The organism is Egbenema bharatensis FJBBOT/2019, assembly GCF_048077055.1.
Taxonomy (GTDB): domain Bacteria; phylum Cyanobacteriota; class Cyanobacteriia; order Elainellales; family Elainellaceae; genus Egbenema; species Egbenema bharatensis.
On the sequence record NZ_CP182236.1, the window covers coordinates 2,205,035 to 2,219,660 of the forward strand.

The 14,626-nt window shown below is 51.6% G+C and carries 12 protein-coding genes, 1 pseudogene and 1 CRISPR repeat array (1 of these 14 only partly in view); of the genes and pseudogenes, 2 read left to right on the top strand and 11 right to left on the bottom strand.

All coding sequences use genetic code 11. The annotated features are described in order from the left end of the window. Positions 1–768: a CRISPR direct-repeat array (repeat unit 36 nt; unit sequence GTTTCCATTAATTCGACTTCCGAAGAAGTCCGCGAC) (it extends 2,195 nt beyond the left edge of the window). Between the two features lie 280 nt (positions 769–1,048). The 7 genes from ACM1PF_RS10310 to ACM1PF_RS10340 form a co-directional block, all read right to left on the bottom strand. After that, positions 1,049–1,870 (bottom strand): hypothetical protein, encoded by an 822-nt coding sequence (locus ACM1PF_RS10310; RefSeq protein WP_416674380.1) that lies wholly within the window; start codon positions 1,868–1,870, stop codon positions 1,049–1,051. 239 nt (positions 1,871–2,109) lie between these two features. Then, complete coding sequence (locus tag ACM1PF_RS10315) at positions 2,110–4,098, bottom strand: RAMP superfamily CRISPR-associated protein (RefSeq protein WP_416674381.1); 1,989 nt, start codon at positions 4,096–4,098, stop codon at positions 2,110–2,112. Further along, positions 4,046–4,672 (bottom strand): hypothetical protein, encoded by a 627-nt coding sequence (locus ACM1PF_RS10320; protein ID WP_416674382.1) that lies wholly within the window; start codon positions 4,670–4,672, stop codon positions 4,046–4,048. Before ACM1PF_RS10320 ends, ACM1PF_RS10315 begins: the two co-directional genes overlap by 53 nt. Before the next feature lies 1 nt (position 4,673). Further along, a complete protein-coding gene (locus ACM1PF_RS10325; protein WP_416674383.1) occupies positions 4,674–5,630 on the bottom strand; it encodes an RAMP superfamily CRISPR-associated protein in 957 nt (318 codons plus the stop codon). Further along, positions 5,627–6,817 carry a type III-B CRISPR module-associated Cmr3 family protein gene (locus ACM1PF_RS10330; protein WP_416674384.1) on the bottom strand — a complete coding sequence of 397 codons (1,191 nt, stop codon included), beginning with the start codon at positions 6,815–6,817 and terminating at the stop codon, positions 5,627–5,629. Before ACM1PF_RS10330 ends, ACM1PF_RS10325 begins: the two co-directional genes overlap by 4 nt. A 3-nt stretch (positions 6,818–6,820) precedes the next feature. Further along, positions 6,821–9,430: a type III-B CRISPR-associated protein Cas10/Cmr2 gene (gene cas10 / locus ACM1PF_RS10335; RefSeq protein ID WP_416674385.1), complete on the bottom strand. Its 2,610-nt coding sequence runs from the start codon at positions 9,428–9,430 to the stop codon at positions 6,821–6,823. 58 nt (positions 9,431–9,488) lie between these two features. Then, positions 9,489–10,052, bottom strand: coding sequence for a hypothetical protein (locus ACM1PF_RS10340; protein WP_416674386.1), 564 nt, complete (start codon positions 10,050–10,052; stop codon positions 9,489–9,491). Positions 10,053–10,201: 149 nt separating this feature from the next. Between ACM1PF_RS10340 and ACM1PF_RS10345 the strand changes: the two are divergent. Further along, a pseudogene (locus ACM1PF_RS10345) lies at positions 10,202–10,740 on the top strand (Uma2 family endonuclease). Positions 10,741–10,777: 37 nt separating this feature from the next. On the opposite strand, the gene ACM1PF_RS10350 reads toward ACM1PF_RS10345, so the two are convergent. Next, the gene (locus ACM1PF_RS10350) at positions 10,778–11,083 is read right to left on the bottom strand and encodes a hypothetical protein (RefSeq protein ID WP_416674387.1); all 306 of its coding nucleotides are present in this window, start codon (positions 11,081–11,083) and stop codon (positions 10,778–10,780) included. A 92-nt stretch (positions 11,084–11,175) separates the two neighbouring features. Then, positions 11,176–11,907, bottom strand: a complete 732-nt coding sequence (locus ACM1PF_RS10355) for an alpha/beta fold hydrolase (RefSeq protein ID WP_416674388.1) — start codon at positions 11,905–11,907, stop codon at positions 11,176–11,178. 17 nt (positions 11,908–11,924) lie between these two features. Here ACM1PF_RS10355 and ACM1PF_RS10360 point away from each other — a divergent pair, with 17 nt between their 5' ends. Then, positions 11,925–12,053, top strand: a complete 129-nt coding sequence (locus ACM1PF_RS10360) for a hypothetical protein (protein WP_416674389.1) — start codon at positions 11,925–11,927, stop codon at positions 12,051–12,053. 32 nt (positions 12,054–12,085) lie between these two features. On the opposite strand, the gene fldA is transcribed toward ACM1PF_RS10360, so the two are convergent. Further along, a complete protein-coding gene (gene fldA / locus ACM1PF_RS10365; protein ID WP_416674390.1) occupies positions 12,086–12,601 on the bottom strand; it encodes a flavodoxin FldA in 516 nt (171 codons plus the stop codon). Positions 12,602–13,216: 615 nt separating this feature from the next. Further along, positions 13,217–14,485, bottom strand: coding sequence for an RNA polymerase sigma factor (locus ACM1PF_RS10370; protein ID WP_416674391.1), 1,269 nt, complete (start codon positions 14,483–14,485; stop codon positions 13,217–13,219). Between the last annotated feature and the right edge of the window lie 141 nt (positions 14,486–14,626).

A 14,626-nucleotide genomic window follows, 5' to 3' on the forward strand; every position in this document is an offset into this window, starting at 1 on the left:
AGTCCGCGACAGTTGGGGTCGATGTTGTATGAGGAAGTTGAGGAAGGAGCGTTTCCATTAATTCGACTTCCGAAGAAGTCCGCGACCCTCAAATCAGTGTTTTGTATGATGTCCGCCCCCAGGTCGGTTTCCATTAATTCGACTTCCGAAGAAGTCCGCGACTAGAAGGCATGGTTTTTACGTTTGTATAAGTTGAGTTGATAGTGGTTTCCATTAATTCGACTTCCGAAGAAGTCCGCGACTTTATCTAGGGAAGATACCTGGACAGAAAACACTTTTGTTAGTGTGTGTTTCCATTAATTCGACTTCCGAAGAAGTCCGCGACCCGGACTATATACGCACGCGCTTCCCCCCGTCGCCGCTTCACAGTTTCCATTAATTCGACTTCCGAAGAAGTCCGCGACTCAGCATCCTGATGGGGCGCACAACCCAAACAACTGGAGTTTCCATTAATTCGACTTCCGAAGAAGTCCGCGACAAGTGTGGTGAGCCAAAGGTGGGCGTGATCAGTATGGTTTCCATTAATTCGACTTCCGAAGAAGTCCGCGACAACAAATCCCCGCATTGTTTGACGTTGAGTCTGATTTGTTTCCATTAATTCGACTTCCGAAGAAGTCCGCGACGATGGTCTAGATGTCAAAGTGTTTCGACTACTCAAAAGTTTCCATTAATTCGACTTCCGAAGAAGTCCGCGACATCCTCATGTCAAGCACTACTGATCCTCTCATCCCAGTTTCCATTAATTCGACTTCCGAAGAAGTCCGCGACCCCTGGCTCCAGGAGCCTGGCCACCCCTACATTCTAGACCCGGTTTGCGAGGCTCATTTATCCATTCGCAATAAGCCCGGTTTTTTTCCAACAAGCCCACCCCCCGATCGCCCAAAACCCTTGATTCATCAGGCATCGAGGCTCCCGACGAAACAATCAGCCTTTCAGCCATTTTGCTTGAGCCTCGCAAAGCGATCGACTTTTCCCGGTCTAACCCTCGATCCGTTCCTTCCCAAACCATCTGCTTCCTGGCTCCCCTCATCCTCACAGGTGCGATCGGTTAGTACTGCGATCGACTGGGATTGCGATCGGCACTCGCAACAAAGGCTCCGTTTGCCGCATGACCTAAAAGCGTTACCTGATTGTTCGCAGGTAGTACATATACAGACTCAAACTTTGGATCATTCAAATAACCGACAATGCCACGTACATATACTACCAAAACTGCATAATTCGGCAATATTTTTCGCAATTCATCAATTTGCTGTTTAACTTGTTTTTCGCTCTCATCAACTAACCAACCTTTTTCTGTTAGCTTGACGACACGCTCCCCCTGATCATTTTCCCAGTTTTGGGCATCAAAAATCACCACATCAGATGCGGTTTCAGAACGCCTTACTTCCCTGAGTCGGCTACAAAATGATACCTGACGAAACCCACGATTTCTGACCAGAAAAAATTCAGGTGGTTCCTGACTGCCATTCGGCAAATAGTAGTCCACCAGCGTTTGCCCAATCACCCGCTCCGTCCGCAAACTCAGCTCCCAGAAGCGAAACTCCTCCTGAATTTTCGCTTGAATATGGCGATCGAGTTCCTCCCTCACCATAGTGCTGGCCACCACCTTCGCATCCTCAAGATTATTCTTAAAAAACCAAACCAACAGCGCACCAATAATCCCTAGAAAACCTAGAAAAGCACTGTTCATTCTGAGGATAAACTCTAGCTGTCGGGCCAACACCTCCGAATCAATCTGTCCCACTTGATTAGACGCTGGAGTTAATCTTACCGAAACAATAATGACCGCCACAGAAGCAAAAATGACCAAACCAAGCGTAAACCACTTCAGCCAATCAGGAATCGTTGCTTGATTCTTTGTACGCATAGAAAAAACCTATTAAATCAACTATTTTGTCAACATTTTGCTAAGGAACGCGAATCAAATGACCTGACCTTCTTGTGGGGTGGGCATCCTGCCCGCCCAGTCAACCAGTTGGCGAATGACCTGACACTCTTGTGGGGTGGGCATCCTGCCCGCCCAGTCAACCAGTTGGCATGATTGCCCAGATGACTTCATCCACAATCCCCAATCTCAAGTTGTGACTTCATCCACATTCCTCAGTCTCAAGTTTGAGCAGGAGCAGGAACACCAAATAAATGCTGAGAACCTTCTATCCCCCCTAAATCCCTGAGAAATTGATAGCGATCGGGATGATAGCCCTGAGCCGTTTGTCCACCCAAAAACAAACACACCACCTCTTGAGTCTCGGTTTCCACCGTTGGATGAGGGACATCGACTCGTCGAATGCTGACCCAGGAACAAAAAGATGACTTTGATCCACCAGCCGCCGCTTTACCCCCCACATCAGGATTGCGTTTGTAGTTTCTGGGTGGCTTAGATTCCGAAGTCTTGTAAACAAGATCCAAACCTTTTCCCCGCGTTTTCTCAGAAGAAGTCACCGTCCACTGAATGACAGACGAGCGTTGTGCTTCACCGCTGGAACTTGGGTTAGACTGCTGCTGCCCTGGACGTGCTCCCCGTGCAAAAGCCATTGAACGGCTCATCTGCTGATTTCCCCGGCTTGAGCGTGTGCCATCAAAATCGATCGGCTCCTCAGTTGGCCCTGGCACTGCAAAAACCGCGCAAGTCTTGGGTGAAAACACTTCAGCAGCTAGATTGTCCGGCTCACCCCGATCGCCCCACTTTGCCCGCACTGCCTCAACCCATCGATCATAAAGCGCCTTCCATTGATCCTGGTTGAGTCGCAATTCATCAAGGTGGGAGTCACCAACTTTGCTGAAAACCAAGTGGGTTCCCCTGGAATATTTCTTAGAATTCCCGTTTCTATCTTTTCCCATGAAAAAGTGTAGGGGTCTACGCCACCCGCGCCCCACCCCCCCTACACTCATTGCGATCTGCACGATCGGCAATAAAACCGATTCCAAAATATCCGCAGGCGCACTCATCTGAATCTGCCCTTTCCAGATATAAAAATCAGGGTTGGGTTGCTTTGAGCTTGATCCGCCCGACGATTTTGACTCCTCCAGTTTTGACGACTCCCCCCAAGGCGCTCCCGGTTTCCTGGGCAACAACTGAATCCGCACACAGCCCTGACGATGTTTGCCATCTTCGGTTGATTCAAGCGTGCCAAACAAACCCTCCAAAATCACCTTGGCATTCCTTTCCGCCATCACCCCCAGCAAAAAGCGCAACGTCCACGATCGCAGCCATCCCCGCCAATGGGAAGGTCGCAGTTCTATCTGTCTTGGAATTGCCCCTTCAACCCCCTGGGAGTACAGCGTAAAATCAAAACGTTGAACCGGATGAGTGGGATCAGGCGCAGAGGTTGTGTCCTGTGCAGATTCCAGCATCCCGTATCCTGATGCCGTGCGTCCTCCCAATCCATGCTCCGCCAATGCTTGCTCAATCCATCCCCAGACCGTATTTACCGCTTCAGGACTGGCTTTCCCAGGAATTCCACGAATCGCAACCGTGAAGGGAACAGGGGTTAATCCATCACCCAGGGCATACAGCGCATGGGGCGCAGGCTGTTCACTATTATCGTGATAAACCTGAAATTTCTCCTGAGGATTCACCACATCAATGGTTAAAGGGTGGGTTTGATCGGGCCAGGCATCCAGAAACACAATCTTTCCAGGCATGATCTGATCATTCACCTGCTGTCCCAAAAGCCGGATCGCCTCCCTGCGAAGTTCAGGACGCTGCATCGCCCACGCCCGCACAATGCCCCGAATGGCTGACCCTGGAATGTACCCATTGAGCTTTAATGTCCTGTGCTTCTTCACCAGATCGTTCAAATCACCAAAATATTCTGGAACCGCTTCAGACTTTTCATTGATAGGTGGCGGTAGATGATACTGAAATCGATCCACATTGTTTTGCGATCGCCAATCAAACCGTCCACAGGGTTCAGCCGCCGAAACGATCGTTTCCAGATTAGGAAACGGAAACGAACCCACCTTCGCCCGCCACGCCAGCGTAAACGTACCTCGCTTAAACAGATGGGGCGATCGGTCTTGATGCTGTTGCTGAAGTAACTCAACCAGCAGAGTTTCCGTCTTCGGTGCCTTGTTTCTCGGGGGGTTGTTCATCCGTCTCCTCCTGACAGGCTCTCGCCCAAAAATTCCAATGATTCGCTAGCTTCATTCCCTGTCGCCACTTCACCATGTATCCCTTCGGGTCTTCTGTAGACAAGGTATAGGTCACATTCATCAACGCCTGGCGAGCTGCTTTCTCCTGTTTAGGTCTTACTTCATCCCCACAGACTAACCGCCACAGCAGCGGAGTCCACATCGGTCGAATCCGCTCCCGAATTTTGCCCTCTCTCGCGTGTCTGACATAACCCACCGCTGAAAGCAACCCAAACACCCGCAAATGTTGAGCCAGTTGCACTACAGCCGTGACATCTTCCTTTTTAAGAAACTCAACCTGTTTATCCTTCAAACACTCCTGAATATGACCATAGGCTGCCAGGCTCATCTGTTCCGGTTGCAACGGTTGCAATGCTGGAGCCGCTTCGGGAGCAGGGGTCGTCGGATGGGGAGGCTGAGGTGGAGTCGCGCCAGCAGGGGTTGGCACAGGTGTTGCAGCACTCGATAATTTGTCCGTCATGCGGTTGCTGGGTGTGGGTGAATTTCCTTGCTTATACTTATTTTTCTTGCCCATCTCAACTCCCTGCTACCGTTGGCATCGATCGCTCCACTGCTGAACCCGCTTCAGTTTGCCCCTCAATCCCCTGGCTATTTTCAGGACGACTCTGATCCGTCACCCAGCCCTGCACCCAACCGCGCCCAATATTAGCCTGGCCACCCACTTGAAATAGCGCATTCACCACAGACATCAAGACCTCATGATCGCTTTGCCGCACAGGCGTATCTTTGCGGTAGCCCCAGGCAAAATACAGAATGGCATCTCTGGGAATGCAGATATCCGTCCAAAACACCTCGGCTGATCCAGGCTGAGTTTTACCGTTTGTGCTGTCCTCTGGGGTTAGCTTATTGCGGATTTGCGTCCACAGCGCGTGTTCCATCAACACATCAAAATCATCATCCGGCAAAATAATCCGACACTCATCCCAGGTGGATTTTACTTCCCCCTCCAGCGATGAGGCCCATTGAGGCAGATTTGTTGCTTCACGCAAACCATTCGGCATTGCTCCCACTGTAATTTGAGAATCCGCCACCCAATAAGTCCCTGTGCGCGTTCCAACTGGCGTGTTCGGCAACGTGGGTAAAGCCTTTCCCTGACCCGACAGCAACGCATGATCTCGAATCAGCGTATGACAACTGACCCAGGTAAAGGCATCCCCCTTCCCCTGCAACTCCATCGTCCGCATCGGCACCCAGAGCAACCGCGCATCCCCAAACCAAACCTGATGAACCCCCATATTCCCAGTGCTAGTATCTAACTCTTTCCCAAACAGCCGATCGGCGATCGTCCTTGCCTCTGGATCTCCACTGAAATTGACCTCATCCCGCAAACACCCCCGCAGCGATGAACCCGGCAGATAGGGAAAATTGGTATGCGTTTCTCGCACAATATCCAAAATATTGCCTAAATCCCCCTCACCACCGGGATGAAGTGGTGACAACGCATACAAATAACCTAATCGCAATCTACTCATGATTTTCTAGTTCCCCACAACAATTTTCCATAATTCAGCGTTTCAAACATCTCCCTCTGCCGACTCTGACCTGGCAACAATCGCCGCACTTCCGGCAACTCCTCCCCAAACACATACACCGTCCCTGGCGGCACAAACGCCCGTTGCGGCAACAGCCCAAACTCCGCCACAGCCTGCGCTGGATCATCCGGATTGCGTCGTCGCCACACCTGCCGCACCCCACCCCACAACAGTTGCTTATCCCCCACATACCCCTGCACCAATCCCTGCCACTCGTGAGGACAAAGCCCATAGATCGGATGATCCGCCTCCACCTGAGCCAAACCCGGAGTCAGCACATAGGCAAAAGATGAACTCGGATCAGGCTGCTCATAGGCTTGCAACCGCCGCCACGGCTCCGGCTCCGAAATGGGAGACACGATCGCCCGATGTCCCTCTCCCCCCAACCGGACGATCGCCGCTGCATCCTGACTCAGTTCACTGATCTGCCTTGCCCGTTCCGGCTTCAGTCCCTCCAGCCCCACCATAAACCCCCACCCCGAACGCAGCCGCACCGCCACTTCTGTAAAATAACCATCCGCATCCAACACCTGCCGCCGATCGGATTCCATTTGAATGTGAGGCAGAATTTGCCCATCCCACGGATCACCACAGACCCAGCAAGACTGATCACAATCCGCCGTTTTACCCAGCTCCGCACCCGCCAAATAATCCGCCAGTCGATCGGCCCGCATCCAGGGCTGAGGCTTACCGCACACCACTTGTTCCCTCGGTAGTAACGGTGGCCCCATCGGAGCCACTCCACCCCCAAATCCCAACGATTGCTCCTGGGTTCCATTCCACGCCTGCAACCGCACCAGCGACTCCCACGGAGCCGATGCCCGCTTCTGATCTGGCTTAGGTTCCGCCTCTCCCTCCCGCCGCGACTGCACCCCGATCAAATCCTTGGGAGTGGCCAACCAGAGCTGCTCATTGCCATCGCAGAGAAACGGCCCCAAAAACCTTAAATCCTGCTGTTTGTCTGGCTTCTTGTCACCATAATCCGGCAGGAGCGATCGCATCGCCTGAAACACCGTAATCGGCATCGGTGGAAACAATCCCTTAGCCCAGGAACCCTCCCCCGGACGAAACGGCTTGGCTTCCCGAAACAACAGCACATCAATGGGCGTAATCCGAAACCACTGCATCCCCTATTCTCCTTCTGCGATCGGTTGTTCTGAAGGGTCACTGCCTGTCTGGAAAGCCTTCACCCAGCCTTGCCGCTGCACCCGCTTATCCACCCAAAACGCCGTAAACCGCAAGATTTTTCCCAGATCCGCTGCCGTTGCCCCGATCGGTTCCGCGTCAGGTTGGGACACAGAATTCGCCCACTCAGCCCAGTCCGTCAGCCAGTCTTGAATTGGGGCTTCCAACTCCTTAATTTTCAGGTCTTCATCCCGTCGCGCCATAATCACCTTAGCTGCCTCGGCAAACAGGTGGGGATGCTGCACATCGACTCGATTTGGGAGTTCCTCCGACAGGCGATAGAGTACCGGACTGAGGGCTTTCTGGTAATGTTGTGCAAAGGCCCACCATCGCTCCAGCAAAGTCCCCTTCATCAACGCTTCCAGCACATTGCCGCTGCCATAAATCACCCGAAAACAGATACCATCCTTCCCCGGCATCTCCTTCGCTCGATCGCCCTCCGCCGTCCACAAATTCTCCAGCACCGTCGGCAGGGGCACACTCTTATGAGCAATCACCACCCCCATACTCATCGTGGCGGTATTTCCCATCGTGAACAGCGGTCGTTTCGGCACACCTTCCAGAGGGGGGGCAACCCTGCGTCGCCAGTAGCCATCCCCATGATCAAATTCATCAAAAGGATCTGCTGCACCACTCCAGGCTGCCCGCAGCGATCGCAAATAGTCCGGCAAATCCTCCAGGGGCAATACCGCCATCACATCATCCCCACCGCTGTAGATCACCTTGCCACAACAGCGTTTTTCTGTGAGGTAGGGGACCAGGCGATTGGAAAAGTCCAGCAAAGCCCGATTCAAACCAATGTGCGTTGCAGGGCCCATCCGCTTCTGGGTTCGTTCCAACTCTCGATAGGCCTGGGCGATCGGCCCATCGAATCCAGCCGTATCCACATTCACCAGATACTTTTCATACTTCTCCAACTTGCTGCCAGAGATATACTGCCCCATCCCATCCCCATCCGCCAGCACAATCACCCACCAGTCCGACGGACTGCCTTCACCGAAATGATGCTTTTGATGGGTGCGCTCCACTAATCCCCGCAAGACCTGCGTTTGAGAACGGTCTAACCCCAAATCCTCAGCCAGCCACTTACTGGAAAACATAACGCCATTGAGATAACCTCGTTTCTGCCGATCAGGATTAACCTGTTGATCGGTCTTGGGAATGTTCCCCAGACTAATGCAGGCAATACGCCGAAAAATTCGCCTGTAGCGATCGCCGAATTGATTGTGGATAGCTGACTCCAGATCAGAACAATACCTACGAGTCATCTCAGAATTCTCATGAATGAACCGGGCCGCCGCGATCGAACTGAGGTTAGGAAACCGGACAAAGCGATCGTAGAGAAACCGCTCCACATGGTCAATTTGTACACGCTCCAATAGTTTTGGGTGGGTTTTGAGGCGTTTAATCGTTTGGCTAACTGGAATTCCCAATGACTCTGCGGCATCCCCATAAATCCACGCCATTCGCTTGGTCAGTTCCAGCGCATTCAACCGCTCCGAACCGCTGAACAACCCTGAATACGCCCTCGCCATTAACAACCAAAACAACCGCATCGACCCTTCCGGAACCCCTGCCCCCTCCCGGAAATCCTGCTCTGCTCCGCGCCGCGCCAGCTTGCGATAGGTCAAATTAGGATGCACCGCACTGTACTGTCCCGAAATCGTCGATCGCTCCCCCGGTGCAACAGGAATCTGCCAGACGCGGGTATTCTTCACCGTTTGGATGCAAACCCGTAATCGCTGCTGAAAACTGCCCCACCAGGTTCCCACATTCAGTTGGTCAAAAGCCACTTCTTCTGCTGAGTTGGGAATCTCTAACCAGGCTTGAGAAAGTTCCGTTTGCGCCTGTTTCCAGTTCGAATCAAATTTAGTCCCATTTTCTTCAGCCCCATTTTTGCAGATTGCCAGCGGTTGCGCCGGATCACCCAGAGGCACTGCTGCCCAGTAGGGTTCCCAGGCGTGCTGAAGCTGCATTTCCCACAGCTTGCACCATTCCCAACCGGGATAAGTAGCGTGATCAAATTGATTCCGCCGCGATCGCCACTTTTCTAAATCCTTTCTGTACGGGGCTTCGCGTTCATCTTCGCGCAATCCGTCCTTAATCTCATTCCAAAATTTCTCCCACTGCCCCTCCAAAATCTTCTCCGCTTCCTGGCTCACCGTTTCCCGAATGTGATCGCGGACTTTTCTGCCGATCGTCTTCCATTCTTTTTTCAGTTCCTCAGCCAGTTGATTTCCCAATTCCTCAGCCTTCTCCTTCCCTGGGATCAAAGCCGTAATCACATTCGGAAAACCTGCGGTACTGAGGCTGGTAGAAACCTTTTCGTTGAACCGTTCTACTGGCGTTCTCTGATGCTCATCAATCCCTTGGAAACTTTCCCGCAACACCGTTGCAAAATCAGTATCACCTTCCGCTACCTGTTTCAGCCAAAACGCATCCAGAATATCCTGCCCCCACAGCGACGGCACGATCACCGCATCCGGCCCATACGCCTGGGCAATGTGCCAGCACAACCGGGCACTGAGGTAGTGCAGCAGATAAGATCCAGCCAAAAGTCAAGAAATTTGCGAGAGGCTTTGATAAAATCCTGGATGGGTGAAAAGGTGAAAATCAGCAAGTAAGGATGGGCAGGAGCTTCCTCCTCTGTCCAATTTTCCGGAAAGCGGGCCCCGTCAGGGCAGAAACCGTAGCCTGATAGCTGTGGAGCGGGCAGTCCGGCAAGACCAAATGGGCAGGATACAGTAAGCCATCGGATAACTCACCGGATTGAGCCTTCAGCCCCAATTCCGGGAAAAACCGCCAGAACCACCAGAAAACCTTTTGCGCGTCGGATTCCTGGCGAATTTCGTCTGGAATCTGTTCCAGGCTGAGAGATTGCATCGATCCAACCTTTCCCACCTGCCCACTAATGGGATGGCGAATCGGGATTTCTGCACCCTCGCCCTCTGAGGAACTGCCACAAGCATGAAGATTCACGCGATCGCTGGAAGCAGCAATGTCTTTGGACAATCCTGCACCATTCTGCGCCTGCCACCATTGATCCAACTCAGCCAGAACATCAGTGTTCTCATCCTGGAAACAGGCTAACTGACTCAACCCATCCAGAGAAAATTCATAATCCGTCAGAACTTGAAGCAGGGCATAGAGCTTACGCTGATAGACAGATAAGGGCATGACAAACCAACAGGAACCGAAACAGCAGGATTCGCCAGAATCTTTCCCGTTGTAGGACTAGAATATGAAAAAGTGGAGAATTCTTAAGGCTATATTTACATCCACCGCCAGCCCAGACACAAACAGTAACGTTTCCTGGAGATGACACCATGCAATCCCTCTCCGCATCCCCCCTCGCAGCGTTTCTCTCCCAACCCAACATTGAAGCATCTCCAGCCTGGGAATTCATTAATGGACGAGCCGTCCAAAAGCCCATGCCCACCCTATTTCACTCCCGTCTTCAGCGAAATTTGGTGAATTACATCAATCACTATACAGATGCGTTTGAAGCGATCCAGGAGTTACGCTGTCTGGTTTCCTCCGATTCCCCCGTTTCGGATATTTCGATTCCATCGATCGGCTTCCCGATGAAGATGGGCCTCTAAATGGCGCACCCGATTGGCTGATTGAGATTCGTTCGCCTAATCAAAGTACGCTGGACTTGCAAACCAAAATCCTCCACTGTCTCAGCAATGGCACTCAACTGGCCTGGTTAATTGACATCGATCGCCAACAGGTTTGGGTTTGGCAGGAAGATGACTTGCCGATCGTTTACGCAGGAGACAGTCCGTTACCGATGCTGGGAATTCCTGCTCTGACCGTAGATGCGGTGATAGAGATGACAACCAGAAAAGCATGGCGACTTTAAATGACTTCTTTAGTGAACGTGAAACAATTGAGTTCTACTAAGAAGGTGGATACACTTGCTTACAAGATTTAGAACAGCTTGGAACGGGATGAAGGGATGGCTCAAAATCACGACAGTCGATCGCCGTTTCCGTCAGAGCCGTATGGGGATGAACCGTACATTTTAGATGATAATTTCCCGTGAAATAGACACAGCGATGGCAGGGAACCCGATGGAGTCGTTTAAGTTGTTCCACTCCCGCCTGACAGGTTCTCCAGAATCGCCAGACGGATGCGATCAGCAACGACCAGGCACAAATCATCAGGATTCCCGCCGGAATCGGTTGAGATACCTGTAACAGCATTGGAGTCACCAAAATGTCATTCTCCCAAGTGAATGGATTGCTTGTGTTACTACGAATCGGTCAGCTTTAAACCGGGCTAACGTTGAGTCAGGTTAGCTTTGAGCAGGCACCAGAGCCGGAGACAGACCGATCGACTGCCAGAAATCTAGAAGTTGCTGGGCAACCTGTTGCGGTTGAAAATAGTGAAAAAAGTAATAACCATTTGGACATTGCCAGAGCCGATCGCCATCCTTCAGCCAGCTCCACCATTCATTAAACTGATTTAGTCCAGCGATCGCATCATTCGCGCCCCCACAAACAATTAAGGGAACAGGCGCATTCATGGGGGGAATGCTGACTCGTTGCCAGAGGCTATGGGGTGATAGGGAGGTCGCCAGGGCCTGATCCAGAATTTTTGCAAGCACATCCGTCATGACTTTAGATTGTTTGCCAAATAGCGTATAGACCATTTGGGCCAGCAAAACTTCTCGGCCACAGGGCATCATTTCCCTCTGAACATAATAGTGAGCCTGCCAGTCTACCGCCGGATGGACTCCAACGGAAAGTAAGGAAAGCGATCGGATCTTTTCAGGATATTTTCGAGCATACATTAAGCCCAATAATCCACCTGTGCCATGTCCTACTAAGTGGATAGGAGATGTTTCCTGGGAAAGATAATCATCCAATAAATTAAGTGCATTTCGCAGCGAACAGGCTTCATCCAAAGTTTGCCGATACTGCCACTCAGCCACAGTCGTCTGTTGGGACAAAACCCGCAATAGAGGTTGATCAAATCCTCTCAAGTTGGGACTAACACTTAACCAAAGTACATCAGGCGCAGTCATTCATTACTCCTTCCAGTATGAAAATTGCGATCGAATCGCATTCAGTTCTTTCCACTTCCCATTCCCTGACTGAATGGGCAGGCAAGATGCCTACCCCACAAGACCCTACCCCACTCCCCACTCCCCACTCCCCACTCCCTGACTGAATGGGCAGGCAAGATGCCTACCCCACAAGACCCTACCCGACTCCAAATTCCTGCTTCAACTGCGCCACCCAGGTTTTAACGCGCTCATCGGTTAGATCGGATTGGTTATCTTCATCGATCGCCAGTCCCACAAACTTGCCGTTGCGTACTGCTTTCGATTCGTTGAAATCGTAGCCATCCGTTGACCAGTATCCAACCGTTTTGCCACCCAGTTCGGAGATTTTTTCTTCCAAAATTCCCATTGCATCCTGGAAATTATCGGCATAGCCAATCTGATCGCCTGCGCCAAAATAAGCAACTTTCTTGCCGCTAAAGTCGATCGCATCTAGCTCCTCATACAAGCCTTCCCAGTCGCTTTGGAGTTCCCCAATGTTCCAGGTGGGACAACCGACGATGATGCAGTCGTATTCGCTAAAGTCATCGGTATCGGCACTTGAAACATCATGGAGTGTGACTACGCCATCTCCCCCAAATTCCTGTTGAATTTGCTCGGCAACGGTTTCTGTGTTGCCAGTTTGAGTTCCGAAAAATAATCCAATCTTAGACATTTCAACGCTCTCTTTCTGAATAATTGATCATTCGTCCTGGACTTCTCATCTTCCAAAATGGGCATCTCCTGCCGACAATCTGGACAGAACCAGTAAACTCGCCCCTGGCTGGCGTGGCGTAAAAGTTTGGCTGAACAGCAAGGACATTGACTCATGATGATCTGGCTCATGATAATTTTTGCCCTCCTCAACACCCCGATCGCCCGAATGCATCCCTGAAATCACCATTATTTTGTCCATATCCTGCCAGCGATCGCCGCCGCAGGGAAATTGGACTCCAGGATTCCTCAGACTTTCACGATATGGAAAATGCTATAGATTCCCAAGAAGGTGAGTCAGACACGCACTATCAGCCCACTGGAGGATCTTTGCCTCCCAGATAGTGGGTGAAGCGATGGTATGGGTCATATCAGTCTTACCTCATTTTCATAGAACCCTCGAAGATGCTTTCCGAAACCTTTGTTGAAAATAATTGTCATTAAAATCGACGCAAATGTAAAGGGGTAAATGAAAATATTTTTCATCTAATGCGCAGTTCACCTGAGAATACCTGAATAGTTGTTCATATCGAACAATGGAGTGAGGGCGATCGATGCATCTTCTGCAAAAGAGGAGCTATGACTCCTGATTCAATGGCATTACTTCACGTAATCGACGTTCCAAAAAGCGACGCTCACTATCATTCGTCACCAGGGCTAATGCTCGTTTGTAGTTCTGGGACGCTGCCGTGAATGCTCCAACCCGCCGCAGTAAATCCGCACGGGTCGCGTGAAACAGGTGATAACTGTCCAGTTCTGGAGCAAGTTGATCAATTAATCCCAATGCTGCTTGAGGACTCTCTGCCATTGCGATCGCCACAGCTCGATTTAAGGTGACGATGGGCGAAGGCTGTAACTGTTCCAGTACGGCATAGAGCTGCACAATTTGTGCCCAGTCTGTTTCTTCGGCTCGGGTTGTCTGACAGTGGAGGGCGGCGATCGCCGCTTGTAGCGCATACACTCCCGTTCCACCTCGCAATGCTTCTTCCACCAGGGGCAACGCCTCGGCAATTTGGGGGTGGTTCCAGCGACTCCGATCCTGATCTTCCAGCAAGATCAGATCGCCTGCCTGATCCAGACGGGCATCGCGCCGTGAGTCGTGGAGTAACATCAACGCCACCAGGGCGGTCACTTCTGAGGGGGGCTGGGGTGCCAGCAATTGCCGCATCAACTGCCCCAGACGAATCGCTTCGGTGCAGAGATCCGCCCGCACGATCGACTCTCCTTTGGTTGCCGCATAACCTTCGTTAAAGATGAGGTAGATTACCGCCAGCACTGCCTCAATTCGAGGAGCGAGATCGGTTGTTTCTGGCACTTTGTAGGGAATGCCTGCATCTCGAATTTTGCGCTTAGCCCGGACTAACCGCTGGGCCATTGTTGCAGTCGGAACGAGAAAGGCACGGGCAATTTCGTCGGTTTCCAGTCCACCCAGCATTCGCAGGGTCAACGCCACCTGAGTTTCGATCGCCAGTGCGGGATGGCAGCAGGTAAAGATCAACCGCAGGCGATCGTCGGGAATGTCGTCGCCCTCGTAGGTGGGTGCTTCGCTGGAGGGAATCAACCCCGATGTGGCGTACCACTCCAGTTTTTCAGTTAGTCGCGTTCGTCGTCGCAGGCGATCGATCGCCTTATACCTTGCAGTGCGGATAATCCAGGCGCGGGGCAGATCGGGAATACCGCTGGTTTGCCACTGATTGACTGCTGCTGTAAAGGCTTCCTGGGCTGCTTCCTCCGCCAGATCAAAATCTCCGACCAGCCGAATCAGGATAGCGACAATGCGCCCCCATTCAGCCCGATACACCGAGGCGATAGCCTGAGCCACATCTGATTTTGGGGTTGAAGTCATTGTCATAAAACGACATAAAAAATCTTGGACAGGGTGTCGATTGGGGCGGTTCCCGTTCGACTCACTTACAAAGGGAATACAATGATCATAATTAAGTACAGAAGTACTAAAGGTTAAGTTTTTTAAGCGGTGTCGATTGGA